This is a genomic window from Pseudonocardia zijingensis (genome assembly GCF_042657305.1).
In the GTDB taxonomy this organism is placed as follows: Bacteria; Actinomycetota; Actinomycetes; order Mycobacteriales; family Pseudonocardiaceae; genus Pseudonocardia; species Pseudonocardia zijingensis.
Genome location: NZ_JBHSKO010000001.1, coordinates 736,635 through 752,706, shown reverse-complemented (window position 1 = coordinate 752,706; position 16,072 = coordinate 736,635). Strand labels below are relative to the sequence as shown.

At 71.8% G+C, this 16,072-nt stretch carries 15 protein-coding genes and 2 pseudogenes; 7 read left to right on the top strand and 10 right to left on the bottom strand.

The features are described 5' to 3' along the window. Window positions 1-7: 7 nt before the first annotated feature. Window positions 8-922, bottom strand: a complete 915-nt coding sequence (gene ehuB / locus ACFPL3_RS03960) for an ectoine/hydroxyectoine ABC transporter substrate-binding protein EhuB (RefSeq protein WP_343942374.1) — start codon at window positions 920-922, stop codon at window positions 8-10. Between the two features lie 252 nt (window positions 923-1,174). Between ehuB and ACFPL3_RS03955 the strand changes: the two genes are divergently transcribed. Next, window positions 1,175-2,068 (top strand): hypothetical protein, encoded by an 894-nt coding sequence (locus tag ACFPL3_RS03955; RefSeq protein WP_343942375.1) that lies wholly within the window; start codon window positions 1,175-1,177, stop codon window positions 2,066-2,068. 12 nt (window positions 2,069-2,080) lie between these two features. Here the strand turns inward: ACFPL3_RS03955 and ACFPL3_RS03950 are convergent, their stop codons facing one another. Continuing rightward, window positions 2,081-4,069: a protein meaA gene (locus tag ACFPL3_RS03950; protein WP_343942376.1), complete on the bottom strand. Its 1,989-nt coding sequence runs from the start codon at window positions 4,067-4,069 to the stop codon at window positions 2,081-2,083. A 143-nt stretch (window positions 4,070-4,212) separates the two neighbouring features. Between ACFPL3_RS03950 and ACFPL3_RS03945 the strand changes: the two genes are divergently transcribed. Then, window positions 4,213-4,539, top strand: coding sequence for a hypothetical protein (locus tag ACFPL3_RS03945; protein WP_343942377.1), 327 nt, complete (start codon window positions 4,213-4,215; stop codon window positions 4,537-4,539). An 89-nt stretch (window positions 4,540-4,628) separates the two neighbouring features. Here ACFPL3_RS03945 and ACFPL3_RS03940 read toward each other — a convergent pair whose 3' ends face one another. Further along, window positions 4,629-5,342: a DedA family protein gene (locus tag ACFPL3_RS03940; RefSeq protein ID WP_343942378.1), complete on the bottom strand. Its 714-nt coding sequence runs from the start codon at window positions 5,340-5,342 to the stop codon at window positions 4,629-4,631. A gap of 129 nt (window positions 5,343-5,471) precedes the next feature. Between ACFPL3_RS03940 and ACFPL3_RS03935 the strand changes: the two are divergent. Continuing rightward, window positions 5,472-5,776 (top strand): annotated as a pseudogene (locus tag ACFPL3_RS03935) (ATP-binding cassette domain-containing protein); the annotation flags it as partial. A 198-nt stretch (window positions 5,777-5,974) separates the two neighbouring features. On the opposite strand, the gene murA reads toward ACFPL3_RS03935, so the two are convergent. Both murA and ACFPL3_RS03925 read right to left on the bottom strand, forming a co-directional pair. Beyond that, window positions 5,975-7,243 (bottom strand): UDP-N-acetylglucosamine 1-carboxyvinyltransferase, encoded by a 1,269-nt coding sequence (gene murA, locus ACFPL3_RS03930; RefSeq protein ID WP_343942379.1) that lies wholly within the window; start codon window positions 7,241-7,243, stop codon window positions 5,975-5,977. A 10-nt stretch (window positions 7,244-7,253) separates the two neighbouring features. Further along, window positions 7,254-7,883 carry a TetR/AcrR family transcriptional regulator gene (locus ACFPL3_RS03925; protein ID WP_343942380.1) on the bottom strand — a complete coding sequence of 210 codons (630 nt, stop codon included), beginning with the start codon at window positions 7,881-7,883 and terminating at the stop codon, window positions 7,254-7,256. A gap of 85 nt (window positions 7,884-7,968) precedes the next feature. Here ACFPL3_RS03925 and ACFPL3_RS03920 point away from each other — a divergent pair, with 85 nt between their 5' ends. The 4 genes and pseudogenes from ACFPL3_RS03920 to ACFPL3_RS03905 all read left to right on the top strand — a co-directional run bounded on the left by ACFPL3_RS03920 (window position 7,969) and on the right by ACFPL3_RS03905 (window position 10,697). Next, a complete protein-coding gene (locus ACFPL3_RS03920) occupies window positions 7,969-8,421 on the top strand; it encodes a MarR family winged helix-turn-helix transcriptional regulator (protein WP_343942381.1) in 453 nt (150 codons plus the stop codon). A gap of 13 nt (window positions 8,422-8,434) precedes the next feature. Continuing rightward, window positions 8,435-9,280: pseudogene (locus ACFPL3_RS03915) on the top strand (haloalkane dehalogenase); the annotation flags it as partial. Window positions 9,281-9,360: 80 nt separating this feature from the next. Next, entirely contained in the window at window positions 9,361-10,101 is a 741-nt protein-coding gene (locus ACFPL3_RS03910) for an SDR family NAD(P)-dependent oxidoreductase (RefSeq protein WP_343942382.1), read from the top strand. Between the two features lie 17 nt (window positions 10,102-10,118). Beyond that, entirely contained in the window at window positions 10,119-10,697 is a 579-nt protein-coding gene (locus ACFPL3_RS03905) for a cob(I)yrinic acid a,c-diamide adenosyltransferase (RefSeq protein ID WP_343942383.1), read from the top strand. 433 nt (window positions 10,698-11,130) lie between these two features. Here ACFPL3_RS03905 and ACFPL3_RS03900 read toward each other — a convergent pair whose 3' ends face one another. From ACFPL3_RS03900 to atpA, 5 genes are read right to left on the bottom strand one after another with little or no spacing between them, the layout of a single operon-like run. Further along, the gene (locus ACFPL3_RS03900; RefSeq protein WP_343942384.1) at window positions 11,131-11,592 is read right to left on the bottom strand and encodes a DUF2550 domain-containing protein; all 462 of its coding nucleotides are present in this window, start codon (window positions 11,590-11,592) and stop codon (window positions 11,131-11,133) included. Window positions 11,593-11,603: 11 nt separating this feature from the next. Then, the gene (locus ACFPL3_RS03895) at window positions 11,604-11,978 is read right to left on the bottom strand and encodes a F0F1 ATP synthase subunit epsilon (protein ID WP_343942403.1); all 375 of its coding nucleotides are present in this window, start codon (window positions 11,976-11,978) and stop codon (window positions 11,604-11,606) included. 14 nt (window positions 11,979-11,992) lie between these two features. Continuing rightward, window positions 11,993-13,420 carry a F0F1 ATP synthase subunit beta gene (gene atpD, locus ACFPL3_RS03890; RefSeq protein ID WP_343942385.1) on the bottom strand — a complete coding sequence of 476 codons (1,428 nt, stop codon included), beginning with the start codon at window positions 13,418-13,420 and terminating at the stop codon, window positions 11,993-11,995. A gap of 1 nt (window position 13,421) precedes the next feature. Next, window positions 13,422-14,387, bottom strand: a complete 966-nt coding sequence (locus ACFPL3_RS03885; RefSeq protein WP_343942386.1) for a F0F1 ATP synthase subunit gamma — start codon at window positions 14,385-14,387, stop codon at window positions 13,422-13,424. Between the two features lie 25 nt (window positions 14,388-14,412). Then, entirely contained in the window at window positions 14,413-16,062 is a 1,650-nt protein-coding gene (atpA, locus tag ACFPL3_RS03880; RefSeq protein WP_343942387.1) for a F0F1 ATP synthase subunit alpha, read from the bottom strand. Window positions 16,063-16,072 lie beyond the last annotated feature (10 nt).

The following is a 16,072-nucleotide window of genomic DNA, read 5'->3' as shown; positions in this document are numbered from 1 at the left end:
GGCCGGCTCAGGCGGCGCAGAGCTTCTCGGTGGTCAGGTCGGCCGCAGGCAGGTTGGCCTCCGAGAACCCGAAGGGGCTCGCCGCGGTGAGCCACCGCCCGTCCTCGTGGGCCTTCTGCAGCTCCGCGTTGAACGCCTCGCGCAGGTCGTTGTCGGCCTGCCGGAACACGAAGCCACCCGCCGAGACGACCGGCTCCCCGTTCTCGGTGGGGGTGAAGCCCTCGGTGACCTCGACCCCGGCGTCCGGGTTCTTGCCGGCCAGCCACTTGAGCGAGATGTCCGTGAGCGCGGCGGCGTAGGCCCGGCCCGAGGTGACGGCCTGCAGGAGCGCGTTCTGGTCGTCGAACGCGCTGATGTTGCCGGCGGGCACCCCGGCGGACTCCGCGTAGCCCTGCTCCACCGCGGCGCTCAGCACCGCAAGCGGCAGGCCCTTGGACGCGATGTCCTCGAAGGTCGCGACCTGCTCGGGGTTGCCGGTGGGCACGAGGAAGGCCGTCAGCGCCGAGTAGTCCGGGATCGAGAACGCGGCCTGGCCACAACGCTCGGGCGTGATGTTCATGCCGGCGCACACCATGTCGTAACGGTTGGCGTTCAGCGCGGGAATGAGCGAGCCGAAGTCGACCTGCTCGGCCTGCACCTCGGCGATACCGATGGCCTGCAGCACGACCTTGGCGACCGAGGGTGCCTCACCGGTGACGGCGCCGCCGGCGTCGGTGAAGCCGTACGGCTCCTCGCCCGCGATACCGATCCTGATGCTGCCGTTGCTCCTTGCCTGCTCCAGCACGCTGCCGCCCTCGGCGCCACCGCCGCCACCGCCCGTCGCCTGGCACGCGCCGAGCAGCGTCCCGCCGCCCAGCGCGACCGCGCCGGCCGTGGCCGTGCGGCGGATGAAGTCGCGTCGACTCCAGCCTCGCTGCGTCATCTGGTTCTCCTTCCCGTCGTACCGCGGCCCCCCGCCGGCCACAGCCGTTCGTCGTACGAACGTAGGTGAACAGGTTCGGCTCGCCCGCATCCGGGCTCGTCAGAGCGGTACTCGTTACGGGACCGCAATGACCTGCACATCCACGCCCGTAATTCACCCGATCGGACGCCATGAACGATGAAGGAGCTGGGTATTTCATTGGGTTTCTCCGCATGATCGGCTCGGCGGGCCCGCCGAGCCGATGAGGCGCGGATGCGTCAGGATCGGGGCATGCTGCGCATCGCCGGGCTCCCGGTCTGGGTGGGGCCGACCGACGTCATCGCCGGGGCGCGCGCCGTCGCCGGGTGGGGCGACGAGGCCGTCCAGGTCGTGGCCGGACTCCCCGCGCGGGTGTCCGGGCTCCTCGACGAGGCCGACGGGCTGGTCCGGCGGATCGGCGCGGTGGCCGACCGCGCCGAGGCCATGGTGGACCGCACCGACGGGATCATGCGGTCCGTCGACGAGCTGCTGGCCGCCGTCCGCGTGGCGGTGGGGCGGGTCGACGAGGTGCTCGGAGACGCCGACGCGATGGTCCGCACCGTCGACGCCCTCCTGACGGAGGTCCGCTCGGTATCCGACGCCGCGAATGCGCTGGTCAGCCGGGCCGGTGGAGTGGCCGACGACGCCGCTGTCCTCGTCGGGAAGGCGGGCACGGTGGCCGACGACGCGCGCGCGATCGTCGCCACCGCGGGCGGGGTCGCCGACGGCGCGGGTGAGGTGATCGGCAAGGCCGCCGCGGTGGCCGACCGGGCGGGCGGCGTGGTCGACGAGGCGGCGGACGCCGCCGGGGGTGCCTCCGAGCTGCTCGCCGTCTACCAGCCGATCGCGCGCCAGGCGGCTCCGCTGGCGCAACGGTTCGTCGCGGAGTTCACCGAGGAGGAGGTGCACGCCGCGATCCGGCTGGTGGACCAGCTCCCGCAGCTCACCGAGCACATGGAGCGCGACATCATGCCGATCCTCGCCACCCTCGACCGCGTCGGCCCGGACGTCCACGAGCTGCTCGAGCAGCTCAAGGAGGTGCGCCAGGCGATCCAGGGCATCCCGGGCCTCGGGTTCTTCCGCCGCCGTGGCGAGCGGGCCAACGGCGAGGAGAACGGCGGCGAGTGACCCCGCCCGCGCTCAGGCGCGCGCGGCCAGGATCAGGTCGACGATCTTGTCCATCATGGCCGTGAGCTGGTAGTCCTTCGGCGTGAACACGGCCGCCACACCGCGCTCGCGCAGCGCGGCGGCGTCCTCGGCCGGGATGATCCCGCCCACGACGACCGGCACGTCGTCGGCGCCCGCGGCACGCAGCCCGTCGACGACGGCGGGCACCACCTCGAGGTGCGACCCGGACAGCACCGAGAGCCCCACCACGTGCACGCCTTCCTGCACAGCCGCGGCCACGATCTGCGCGGGCGTGAGCCTGATGCCCTGGTAGACGACCTCGAACCCGACGTCGCGGGCCCGCACGGCCACCTGCTCGGCGCCGTTCGAGTGCCCGTCGAGGCCCGGCTTGCCCACCAGCATCCGCAGGCGCGACCCGATCGTCTCGCCCGCCGCGCGCACCCGCTCGCGCACCTCCGCGATCTCGGCGGCGGCCGCGCCTCCGACCGCCACCGCCGACACCCCGGTGGGCGCCCGGAACTCGCCGAACACCTCGCGCAGCACGCCGGCCCACTCGCCGGTGGTGACGCCGGCCTTCGCGCAGGCGATCGAGGGCTCCATCAGGTTGGCGTCGGTCTTGGCCGCGTCGCGCAGCGCGGCGAGGGCGGCCTCGACCGCGCCGCGATCCCGCCCGGCCCGCCAGGCGCGGATCGCCTCCACCGCGGCGGCCTCCGTGGCCGGGTCCACCGTCTCGATCGCCGCGGCCCCCTCGGCCTGCAACGGGCTGGGCTCCGTGCTCTGGAACCGGTTGACGCCCACGACCACGTCCTCGCCGGTCTCGATGCGCCGGCGCCGCTCGGCGAGGGAGCTCACGAGCTTGCCCTTGATGTAGCCGGACTCGACGGCCGCGACCGCGCCGCCCATCTCCTGCACCCGGTCGATCTCGGCTCGGGCGCCCTCGACCAGCTCGGACACCTTCGCCTCGACCACGCGGCTGCCGTCGAACAGGTCCTCGTACTCGAGCAGGTCGGTCTCGTAGGCCAGCACCTGCTGCATCCGCAGCGCCCACTGCTGGTCCCACGGCCGGGGCAGCCCGAGCGCCTCGTTCCACGCGGGCAGCTGGATCGCGCGGGCCCGCGCGTCGCGCGAGAGCGTGACGGCGAGCATCTCCAACACGATGCGCTGCACGTTGTTCTCCGGCTGCGCCTCGGTGAGCCCGAGCGAGTTGACCTGCACGCCGTAGCGCAACCTGCGCTGCTTGGGGTCCTGCACGCCGTAGCGCTCGCGCGTGATCTCGTCCCAGAGCCGGGCGAGGGCGCGCATCTTGCACATCTCCTCGACGAACCGCAGCCCGGCGTTCACGAAGAACGAGATGCGCCCGACGACGTCGCCGAACCGCTCCTGCGGCACCTGCCCCGCGTCGCGCACGGAGTCCAGCACGGCGATCGCCGTGGACAGCGCGTACGCCAGCTCCTGCGGCGGCGTGGCCCCGGCTTCCTGCAGGTGGTAGCTGCAAATGTTGATCGGGTTCCACTTGGGCAGGTTCGGCACCGACCAGGCGATCATGTCCGAGATCAGGCGCATGCTCGGCGCGGGCGGGAACACGTACGTGCCCCGCGACAGGTACTCCTTGACGATGTCGTTCTGCGTGGTGCCCGCGAGCGTCGCGCGGTCGGCGCCGTGCTCGTCGGCCACCGCCACGTAGAGCGCGAGCAGCCACATCGCCGGGGCGTTGATCGTCATCGAGGTGTTGGCCTCGGACATCGGGATGCCGTCGAACAGCGCGCGCATGTCCCCGATGTGGCTCACCGGCACCCCGACCTTGCCGACCTCGCCCTTCGCGAGCTCGTCGTCGGGGTCGTAACCGGTCTGTGTGGGAAGGTCGAACGCCACGGAGAGGCCGGTCTGCCCCTTCTCGAGGTTGCGCCGGTAGAGGGCGTTCGACTTCGTGGCCGACGAGTGGCCCGCGTACGTGCGGATCACCCAGGGGCGATCGCGCTCGCCGTCGGTGGGGTACGGCACCGGGCACCTCCGCCTCGAGATGAACTGCACGGCGGATGCTACTGGCGCGTAGCCCCCGCGGCGCCGGATGACGAGCGGCGTCACACCGACGGATCGATCCAGGTGGTGGGACGGATCCCGGCCCCGCGGCGGACAATCGTGCTGTGCCTGACGCCCGGCTCACCATGGTCCTCGGCGCTGTCCTGATGCTCGGGATCGTGCTGCTCGCGCTGCGCTGGACGTTCGGCACCGGGCGCGACCATCCCGCCCCCTACCTTCCCGATCCGGACGACCCCACCGGCGACGGCCTGCTCACCGAGGTCTCGCGGGTGCCGACGGAGGCGGCGGCGCAGGTGCTGCGCTCGCGGCTGACCGACGCCGGGATCCGGGCCACCGTCGGGCGGGCCGACGGCGGCTTCCGATTGCTCGTGTTCCGCGCCGACCTGGCCGACGCCCGGGTCGTGGTGCACGAGGACGGCCCGCGCGAATGACGAAGGTGGCCGTGCCCCGCGTCGCCGGAGCACGACCACCTCCCCCGCTCGAGCCGGGCGCCGCCCCCCGACGGCCGCCCGGCCCCTCATCACCTCCCGGGCGATCCCGGCGCCCCGTCCCCCGACGGAGCGCCTCCCCCCACGGTGATCGCGGCGGACGGTGAGTCGCAGGCGGCCGGCTCCCCAGCTGCCCGCCTGCGCTTGCGCACCGCCCGCACGACCAGCGTGACCGCCACCGCCGCGACCACCACGGTGGTGACCGTGGGGCCGAGCAGGTGAGCGGACTTGCGGATCGCGATCGACGCGGCACTGCCGAGCCCGACGTAGACCAGGCCCCACACCAACGCGCCGAGCGCGGTGTACCGCGCGTACCGCCCCCACGGCATGCGCAGCGTGCCGGCGATCACGGGCACCAGCGAGTGGGCCACGGCGAGGAACCGCGACCCGACCACCGCGCGGCCCGTGCCCCCTCGCAGCACGGACTCGGCCCGCGCCCAGTTGGCCTCGCCGATCTTGCGACCGCCCCAGCTCGCCCGGATCCGCCCCCCGTACGTGCGGCCGAGCAGGTACCCCCCGGTCTGCCCGATCATGCTCGCCCCCGCCGCGACGGCCGCCAGCGCCACGTACTCCCCGGCTGTGGTCACCGTGGTGGCCGCGGCGAGCAGGACGACCTCCCCCGGTGTGACGAGCCCGACCAGCACGGTGGTCTCGAGCACCAGCAGCACGCCGACGGCGGCGTACAGCTGCCACGCGGGCACCGCGTCGAGCATCGCGAAGAAGGAGGCGATCCATTCACCGGGCACTCGTCCACCCTGACGTGATCGCGGCGCCCAGCCCATCGGGGCAGCCCCTGAACCGGGGTGGGGATCTCCCCCGTATCGCCTCGGGGCTTGCACGGCGGGTGTGACATGCCTACGTTCCCACCCCGGGGGATGGAATCGATTTCTCGACCGCGACGGGGGTGGCGGGTGCCGGGGGACGCAGCTGCGCTGGTCGCCATGAGTGGGATCACCAAGCGCTTCGGCGGCGTCTGGCCTGCGACGACGTGGAGCTCTCCGTGCGGGCGGGCGAGGTCCGCGCCCTGCTCGGGGAGAACGGCGCGGGCAAGTCCACCCTGATGAACGTGCTGGCCGGGGTGATCGCCGACCACGAGGACACGATCACCATGGCGGGCGAGCCGTGCCGGTTCCGCAGCCCGGCCGACGCGCAGGCCGCCGGGATCGCGATGATCCACCAGGTGGCGCCGTCGGCCCGCGGCGTCGGGGTTGAGCTCGTAGCCGATGCCGTCGTTGGGCCGAGAACGCGGCGCAGGTCTACACGCAGCTGGGTGGGCAGGCCTAGCCGACCCTCCGGAACGCCGGCAAGGTGGCTTTGCTGGCCCATTACGCCAGTAAAGCCACCTTGCCGGCACAACGGGGCAGCGGCAACGGGGCCGCTAGCGCCGGGGCTGCGACTGCACCCGCGCGACGTCGGCGCCGAGGGCGCACAGGTTCTCCACGAACCGCGGGTAGCCGCGGTCGATGTGCTCGACGTCCCACACCTCGGTCTGGCCGTCGGCGCACAGCCCGGCCAGCACGAGGCCTGCGCCCGCGCGGATGTCACTCGCCCACACCGGGGCGCTGGACAGACGCTCCACTCCCCGCACCACGGCGTGGTGGCCGTCGGTGCGGGCGTCGGCGCCCAGGCGCACCATCTCGTCGACGAACCGGAACCTCGCCTCGAACACGTTCTCCGTGATCATCGACGTGCCGTCGGACACCGCGGACAGCGCGATGGCCATCGGCTGCAGATCGGTGGCGAAACCCGGGTAGGGCAGCGTCACGAAGTCGACGGCGCGCGGGCGGCCGTCCATCCGAACCGTGAACTCCTGGGTGCCGATCTCGGTCTCGGCGCCCGCCGACCGCAGCTTGTCGAGCACGAGGTCGATGTGGTGGGGGTCGACGCCGCGCACCGTGACCTCGCCGCGCGTCATCGCGGCGGCGAACGCCCACGTGGCGCCGACGATGCGGTCGCCGATGACGCGGTGCTCGGTGGGCTGCAGACCGGGGACGCCGTGCACCGTGAGCGTGGAGCTGCCGACGCCGTCGATCTTCGCGCCCATCTGCTGGAGCATCGTGCAGAGGTCGACGATCTCCGGTTCCCGCGCCGCGTTGTCGATCACCGTGGTGCCCTCGGCCAGCACGGCGGCCATCAGGATGTTCTCGGTGGCCCCGACGCTGGGGAAGTCGAGCCAGATCTGCGCCCCGCGCAGCTCGTCGGCCTGCGCCACCACGCGGCCGTGCTCGATCTCGGTGGTGGCGCCGAGCTTGCGCAGGCCGGCCTGGTGCATGTCGAGCGGGCGCGAGCCGATCGCGTCGCCGCCGGGCAGCGGCACCACGGCGCGGCGGCAGCGCGCCACGAGCGGCCCGAGCACGCACACCGACGCGCGCAGCCGCGACACGGACGCGTAGTCGGCCTGCGCCCCGGGCTGCGCGGGCACGTCGATCGTGACCGTGCCCTGGTCGACCTCGACCGTGCAGCCGAGGCTGCGCAACACGTCGGCCATCAGCGGGACGTCCAGGATCTCCGGGCAGTTCGTGATCGTCGTGGTGCCCTCGGCCAGCAGCGCCGCCGCCATCAGCTTCAGCACGCTGTTCTTCGCCCCGACCACGTCGACGGCGCCGACGAGCCGGGCGCCACCGTTCACCGCGAAGTGCTCCGCCACGGAGGCGACGCTATCCGGTGCCCGCCGCGGTGACGCGGGCGGCCACCACCCCGTCCCACCCCGCCAGCACGCAGTCCACCACCGCGTCGAGCTCGTCGCGCCCGGCTCCGTCGCGCGCCTGCAGCGAAAGGCCGTACTGCACGGACATGACGTACGCGGCCAAGGCACCGATGTCGGCGCCGGGTGGCACATCACCGTCGTCCTGCCCGCGCGCCAGCCGCTCCCGCACGGCCCCCGTGCCGCCCCGGCGTTGCTCCGCGAGGAAGTCGCGGATGCCCTCGGTGCTCGGCGTGTACGTGGTGGCGGCCAGCACGACCATGCACCCCGTGGGCCGGCCGGGCGCGGTGTAGGAGCGGACGTTCGCCCGCAGCATCGCCTCGATGCCGGCGAGGGCCGTGGGCGCCTCGCGCAGCGCCTGGAGGGGAGGCTCCCCCTCCAGGCCCTCGTAGAGCGCCACGGCCTCCCGGAAGAGCTGCTCCTTGCTGCCGAACGCCGCGTACAGGCTGGGCGGGCGGATGCCCATCCGGGCGGTGAGGTCGCCGATGGAGGTGCCCTCGTAGCCGTGCTCCCAGAACGCCTCCATGGCGAGCCGCAGCGCCGCGTCGCGGTCGAAGCCGCGTGGACGCCCGCGTTCCGCCACGATCCCACCCTTCTGTAGCGCGCCCTCAAGATACCCCCGTGACCGATAGTAGCCATGTACTTAGTAGCCATGTACCGTATTTCGCATGAGCTCCGAACCGCAGGGAACGGCCGCAGGCGCCCTCGTCTGGCGCCTGGCGACGAGGTGGCGGGTCTCGGTCGACCGAGCGCTGGCCCCACTGGATCTCACCCACGCCCAGTACGTCCTGCTCGCCGCCCTGCACGGCCTGGAGCGCGCGGGACGGCAGCCGAGCCAGCGAGAGCTGGCCGACGAGACGGGTCTCGAAGCGCTGTACGTCTCGAAGCTGGCGCGCACGCTCGAGGCGAAGGGCCTCGTCACCCGCCGCCGCGACACGCACGACACCCGCGCCGTCCAGCTCACGCTCACCGACCACGGCCGCACCGGCGTGCGAGCCGCCATGCAGACCGTCCAGGAACTGCTCGAACGCCTCCTGGAGCCGCTCGGGGGCAGGCACAGCGCCCGCACCACCGCCTTCGTCCGCGACCTCGCCACGCTGCTCGACGCACCACTCGCTTAGGGAAGGGAACACCGCCATGCCCAACACGCCCGTCCTCAACTCGACCATCCACCACACGGAGACCGGATCAGGGAGGACGTTCGTCTTCCTGCACGGCAACCCCGCCTCGTCGCACATGTGGCGCAAGGTCCTCCCCCGGGTCGGGCCGGGACGACTCCTCGCTCCCGACCTCATCGGGATGGGCCGGTCCGGGAAGCCCGACATCCCGTACCTGTTCGACGATCACGCGCGCCACCTCGACGCCTGGTTCGACGCCCTCGAGATCGACGACGTCGCGCTCGTCGGCCACGACTGGGGCGGCGCGCTCGCGTGCGACTGGGCCGCCCGGCACCCGGAGCGGGTGCGCGGCCTCGCGCTGTTCGAGGCGATCATCAAGCCGATCGACAGCGCCACGCTCACACCGCAGGCCCGGGCCCGTGCCGAGATGGTCCGCACCCGCGGCGAGGAGCTGCTGCACACCGACGAGCTGATCCGGATGGCCTACACGCGCGCCGTGCAGACCCCGGTCGCCCCGGAGGTGCTGGCCGAGTACCTGCGCCCGTTCCCGACACCGCAGGCACGGCGCCCGGCCCTCGCCTGGGCCCAGCAGATGCCGATCGACGGCGAACCGGCCGAGCTCATCACGCGGATCGAGGCGTTCGACGCGTGGCTCGCGAAGAGCACGGACGTGCCGAAGCTGCTGCTGACGTTCGAGGGCTCGCCCACCGTCCAAGGCCCGGAGATGGCCGCGTGGTGCGCCGAGAACATCGCAGGCCTCGAGATCGTGCCGTGCGGGCAGGCCGGGCACCACGCCGCGGAGGACCGTCACGCGGAGATCGGGGATGCCATCGCCACCTGGGCCGACCGCCACCTTTTGTAGCGGTCACTCAAAATAACCCTTGACGGGCTGCCCGCCGCGCCACAGACTTCCTTAGTGATCACTATAGAAAGGAAGCTCGGATGACAGACCCCAGAGGCCGGGTGGCCCTCGTGACGGGCGGCAGCCGCGGCATCGGAGCGGCCATCGCTGTGCGGCTGGCCCGCGAGGGCACCGACGTGGCGCTCACCTACCGCGATGCGGAGGACGACGCCGCGAAGGTGGTCCGGGAGGTCGAAGGCCTCGGACGGCGCGCCCTCGCGCTGCGGGCGGACAGCGCCGACCCGGACGCCGTGCGGGCCGCCGTCGACCGCACGGTGGCCGAGCTCGGCCGCCTCGACGTGCTCGTCAACAACGCGGGCGTGTTCCCGTACGGCCCGTTCGAGCAGGTCAGCCCGGAGGAGCTGGACCGCACCATCGCCATCCACGTGCGCGCGGCGTTCGTGGCGGCACAGGCCGCGTCCCCGCACCTCGGCGCGAACGGGCGGATCATCAGCATCGGCAGCAACCTCGCCGACCGCGTCCCGCGCGGCGGCATCGCCCTCTACGCGATGACGAAGTCGGCACTCACCGGCCTCAGCCGCGCGCTGGCCCGCGAACTCGGGCCCCGCGGCATCACCGTCAACGTCGTGCACCCCGGCTCGACCGACACGGACATGAACCCCGCCGACGGACCGTCCGCCGACGATCAGCGCGCCCTCTCCGCCCTGGGCCGCTACCAGAGCGCCGACGACGTCGCCGCCACCGTGGCCCACCTCGCCGGCCCGGGCGGCCGGACGATCACCGGCACCGCCCTGCTCGTCGACTCGGGGGCGAACGCGTGACGGCATAGGCTGCCCCCATGGCGGTGCACCTCACCAGGATCTACACCCGTACCGGCGACGACGGCACCACGGCGCTCGGCGACTTCAGCCGCGTCCGCAAGACCGACCCCCGGCTCGCGGCCTACGCCGACACCGACGAGTGCAACGCCGCGCTCGGGGTGGCCGTCACCGTCGGCGGGCTGTCCGCGGAGGTGGTCGGCCCGCTCCGGCAGGTGCAGAACGACCTGTTCGACGTCGGCGCCGACCTGTGCGCACCCATCGTCGACGACCCGCAGTACCCGCCGCTGCGGATCACCGAGGAGTACGTCACCCGCCTCGAGGGCTGGTGCGACGAGTTCAACGAGGGCCTCCCCAAGCTCGACTCGTTCATCCTGCCGGGCGGCACGCCGGGGGCGGCCTACCTGCACGTGGCCCGCACCGTCGCCCGCCGGGCGGAGCGCTCGGTGTGGGCGCTGCTGGAGGTCGACGCCGAGCGCACCAACCCGCTCACGGCGAAGTACCTCAACCGCCTCTCCGACCTGCTGTTCATCCTCGGCCGGGTGGCCAACCCCGACGGCGACGTCCTCTGGCGCCCCGGCGGCCCGGACACCCCCTGACCAGCGAGTCCCTCACCCGAGCACGCGAGTCTCCCGTTTGGCCGGCCGAGTTCCGCGTTCGCTCAGCCGAGTCCCCCATCTCACGAGCCGAGTCCCCCAGCCACTCCCCCCGCGAGTCCCGCACCCGAGCACGCGAGTCTCCCGTCTCGGGAGCCGAGATACGCATGTCGCCGCGGCCGCCGCAGACAGCACGAGGCCACAAAACGCGAGTCTCGCGTTCGCGGAGCCGAGATGCGCATGTGGCGCGGACGGCGCGGGGATCTCAGGCCGCGAGACGGGAGACTCGCCGACGCAGGACGCGGAACTCGGCTGCGCAAACGGGAGACTCGCCGACAACAGAACGCGGGACTCGGCTGCGCACGGGAGACTCGCCGACATCGAACGCGGGATTCGGCCCGCGGGGTGGGGGACTCGCGGTCAGGAGGCCTGGCGGTCAGGAGGCCTGGCGGTAGCCGGTCCGGCCGGGTGGGGTGGCCTCGACCCACGAGAGGAAGCCGGTGAGGACGCCGGGGGACATCGCGAGTTCCAGGTCCACACCCCGGACGCGGCAGTTCAGCACCGACGCGCCCTGCGGGATGACGTAGGCCTCGGGGTTCACGGGTGTGCGGCGGTCGACGATCTCCAGCTCCGTGCGGTTGACGACGACGGTGGGGCCGGGCCACAGGGAGGTGAGCCGGAACCAGGCCAGCTCGTCGCCGCGGTAGCGGCCCACCCCGAAGTGCCAGCCCGCGGTGCCGTCCTGGGCGCGGAACCGGGAAAGACGAGCGGGGCGGCGGCGCAGACAGACGTCCACACCACCGCCCCGCATGAGGCGTACTCGCCGAATGGCGAGGTATCCGAGACAGAGACAGGCGAGCAGCAACAGGATGCTGACGAGCAGCGCTGTCGCTCCCACCCCGGCCCCGGCTACTCGGACGCGCCGGCGGCTTTCAACCGCACATGGGCCCTCGCCGCGGCGGCGGCACCGGCCGGGTCCGAGGCGTCGGCGCGTTGGAGGGCGTTGCGGGCCCGCGACACGTCGATCTCGTCGGCCAGCTCGGCGTACTCCGCCAGCACCGTGACGGTCTCCGGGGTGATCGACAGGAACCCGCCGTGCACGGCCAGCGTGGTGGACGTGCCGTCGGAGCCGTCGACGCGGACGACCGCCGTGTCCTCGAGCTGTGCGAGCGTGGGCTCGTGACCGGGCAGCACGCCGATCTCGCCCACCGTGGTGCGGGCGAGGACGAAGCTGGCCGATCCCGACCAGATCCGTCGCTCGACCGCGACCAGCTCCACCGTCATATCTGCCACGGCGATCAGGCCTCGAGCTTCTTGCGGTTCTTGTCGAGGTCCTCGAGGCCGCCGCAGAGGAAGAAGGCCTGCTCGGGCACGTCGTCGAACTCGCCCTTGGCGATCTTGTCGAACGCCTCGATGGTCTCCTTGAGCGGAACCGTGGAGCCGGGCTGGCCGGTGAACTGCTCGGCCACCAGGAGGTTCTGCGACAGGAAGCGCTCGATGCGGCGGGCCCGCCCGACGAGCTGGCGGTCCTCCTCGGAGAGCTCGTCGATACCCATGATCGCGATGATGTCCTGCAGGTCGTTGTACTTCTGCAGGATCCGCTTGACCTCGTTGGCGACGCGGAAGTGCTCGTCGCCGACGTACTGCGGGTCGAGGATCCGCGACGTCGACGACAGCGGGTCCACCGCCGGGTAGATCCCCTTCTGGGAGATCGGGCGGGAGAGCTCCGTGGTGGCGTCGAGGTGGGCGAACGTGGTGGCCGGCGCGGGGTCGGTGTAGTCGTCCGCCGGCACGTAGATCGCCTGCATCGAGGTGATCGAGCGGCCGCGGGTGGAGGTGATCCGCTCCTGCAGCTCACCCATCTCGTCGGCCAAGGTGGGCTGGTAGCCCACCGCGGACGGCATGCGGCCGAGCAGCGTGGAGACCTCCGAGCCGGCCTGGGTGAACCGGAAGATGTTGTCGATGAAGAGCAGCACGTCCTGGTTCAGCTCGTCGCGGAAGTACTCGGCCATCGTGAGCGCCGACAGGGCGACCCGCATACGCGTGCCGGGCGGCTCGTCCATCTGGCCGAACACCAGCGCGGTGTCGTTGATGACGCCCGACTCGGTCATCTCCGTGATCAGGTCGTTGCCCTCACGGGTGCGCTCGCCGACGCCGGCGAACACCGAGGTGCCACCGAAGTTCTTGGCGACACGGGTGATCATCTCCTGGATGAGCACCGTCTTGCCGACGCCCGCGCCGCCGAACAGCCCGATCTTCCCACCCTGGACGTACGGGGTGAGCAGGTCGATGACCTTGATGCCGGTCTCCAGCATCTCGGTGCGGCCCTCGAGCTGGTCGAACGACGGGGCCTGCCGGTGGATGCCCCACAGGTCGCCCGTCGGCTTGAACTCCGGGTCGTCGAGGCAGTCGCCGAGGGCGTTGAAGACGTGGCCCTTGACCTGGTCGCCGACGGGCACCGAGATCGGGCGTCCCAGCGAGGTGACCGCCTGGCCGCGCACGAGGCCGTCGGTGGGCTGCATCGAGATCGCGCGCACCATGTTGTCGCCCAGGTGCTGCGCGATCTCGAGGGTGAGCTTCTTGGCGAGGTCGCCGAACTCCACGTCGACCGTGAGCGCCGTGTAGAGCTCCGGCACGGCGTTGCGGGGGAACTCGACGTCGACGACCGGGCCGGTGACGCGGACGACCCGGCCGGTCGTGGTCTGGGTATCTGCGGTGGCGGTCATCTCAGCTCTCACTCCCTGCGCTGACGAGAGCGTCGGCCCCACCGACGATCTCACTGATCTCCTGGGTGATCTGCGCCTGACGGGCCTGGTTGGCCTCGAGTGTCAGGGTACGGATCAGCTCGTTGGCGTTGTCGGTGGCGGCCTTCATCGCCCGCTGGCGGGCGGCCGACTCCGAGGCAGCGGCCTCGAGCAGCGCGGCGTAGAGCCGCGCCCCGATGTACTTGGGCAGCAGCGCGTCGAACAGCGAGTCGGGGTTGGGCTCGAACTCGTAGAGCGGCTTGACCTCGCCCGCCGACTGCTGCGCGGCCTCGCGCCGCTCCTCGATCTCGCCGCCTGGGGTGCCGACGGTGTCGGTCTCGTACTCGACCTCGAGCGGAGCCATCCGGCGGGCCTGCGGCACCTGGGTGACCATGTTCTTGAACTGGGTGTACACCAGGTGCAGCTCGTCGACGCCGTTGGCGCCGTCGTCGGCGGTGCCCTCCATGAACGCATTGACGAGCACGGTGGCCGCCTCGGCGGCGTCGGCGTAGGAGGGCTGCTCGGAGAAGCCGGTCCAGGACTGCTCCACCTCGCGGTGCCGGAACTTGTAGTAGCTCACGCCCTTGCGGCCGATGACGTAGAGCACCGGCTGCTTGCCCTGCTCGCGGAGCAGCTGCTGCAGCTGCTCCGCCTCCTTGAGGACGTTGACGTTGTAGCCGCCGCACTGGCCGCGGTCGCTCGTGACCACCAGCACGGCGGCGCGCTTGGGCTGCTCCCGCTCGACGAGCAGCGGGTGGTCCAGCGCCGAGTTGTTGGCCAGCTCGGTGAGGACCGCCGTGATCTGCTCGGCGTAGGGCCGGGAGGCGTCGACCCGAGCGCGCGCCTTCATGATCCGCGACGTCGCGATGAGCTCCATCGCGCGCGTGATCTTCTTGATGGACTGCGTCGACCGGATCCGCCGCCGCAGCACGCGAATCTGTGCCGCCATGCGCTACTCCTCAGCTCCCGGCCGACTAGCTCGAGGCCGGAGCGGGCTTGTTGACCTTGACGGAGTCCTTGTCGACCTCGTCCTCGTCGAGGGCCTCGGCCGGGGCCTCCTTCGGCACGACCGACGAGCCGTCCGACGCGGTGAACTCCTGCTTGAAGCCCTTCACGACCTCCGCGATCCGGTCGGCGAGCTCGTCGGAGAGCTTCCCGGTGTCGCGGATCTCCGCGAGGATCCCCTCGTGGTTGCGGCGGACGTGCTCGAGGAACTCGGACTCGAACCGGCGCACGTCGCCCACCGGCACGGAGTCGAGGTGGCCACGGGTGCCGAGGAAGATCGACACGACCTGCTCGTCGACCGGCTGCGGCTGGTACTGGGCCTGCTTGAGCAGCTCGACGAGCCGGGCGCCACGCCCGAGGGCGGCGGCGGAGGCGGCGTCCAGGTCGGAACCGAACGCGGCGAACGCCTCCAGCTCGCGGTACTGCGACAGGTCGAGGCGCAGCGAGCCGGAGACCGACCGCATCGCCCGCACCTGGGCCGAACCACCGACGCGGGACACCGAGATACCGACGTTGATCGCCGGGCGCACGCCCTGGTTGAACAGGTCGGACTCGAGGAAGCACTGGCCGTCGGTGATGGAGATGACGTTGGTCGGGATGTACGCCGACACGTCGTTGGCCTTGGTCTCGATGATCGGCAGACCGGTCATCGAGCCGGCGCCGAGGTCGTCGGACAGCTTGGCGCAGCGCTCCAGCAGGCGGGAGTGCAAGTAGAAGACGTCGCCAGGGTACGCCTCACGGCCCGGCGGGCGGCGCAGCAGCAGCGAGATGGCGCGGTAGGCCTCGGCCTGCTTGGACAGGTCGTCGAAGACGATCAGGACGTGCTTGCCCTGGTACATCCAGTGCTGGCCGAGCGCGGAGCCGGTGTAGGGCGCGATCCACTTGTAGCCGGCCGGGTCGGAGGCCGGGGCGGCAACGATGGTGGTGTACTCCAGCGCGCCCGCGTCCTCCAGCGACTGCCGGATGCCGGCGATCGTGGAGCCCTTCTGCCCGACCGCGACGTAGATGCAGCGCACCTGCTGCTTCGGGTCGCCGGTGGCCCAGTTCTGCTTCTGGTTGATGATCGTGTCGACGCAGACCGCGGTCTTGCCGGTCTTGCGGTCACCGATGATCAGCTGGCGCTGGCCGCGGCCGATCGGCGTCATCGAGTCGATGGCCTTGATGCCGGTCTGCAGCGGCTCGCGGACCTCCTGCCGCTGCACCACCGAGGCCGCCTGCAGCTCCAGCACGCGGTTGGTCTCGGCCTCGATGTCGCCGAGGCCGTCGATCGGCTTGCCCAGCGGGTCGACGACGCGGCCGAGGAAGGCGTCGCCGACGGGCACCGAGAGGATGTTCCCGGTGCGCTTGACCTGCTGGCCCTCCTCGATGTGGGCGTACTCGCCCAGGATGACGGCACCGATCTCGTGCACGTCGAGGTTCAGCGCGACACCCTGCACGCCGCCCTCGAACTCGAGGAGCTCGTTGGTCATGGTCGAGGGCAGGCCCTCGACGTGGGCGATGCCGTCGCCGGTGTCGGAGACGGTGCCGACTTCCTCACGCGAAGTGTCGGTCTCCAGCGACGAGACGTAGCTGGAGATCGCACTCCGGATCTCTTCTGCGGAGATCGTCAACTCTGTCATGACAGTCGTG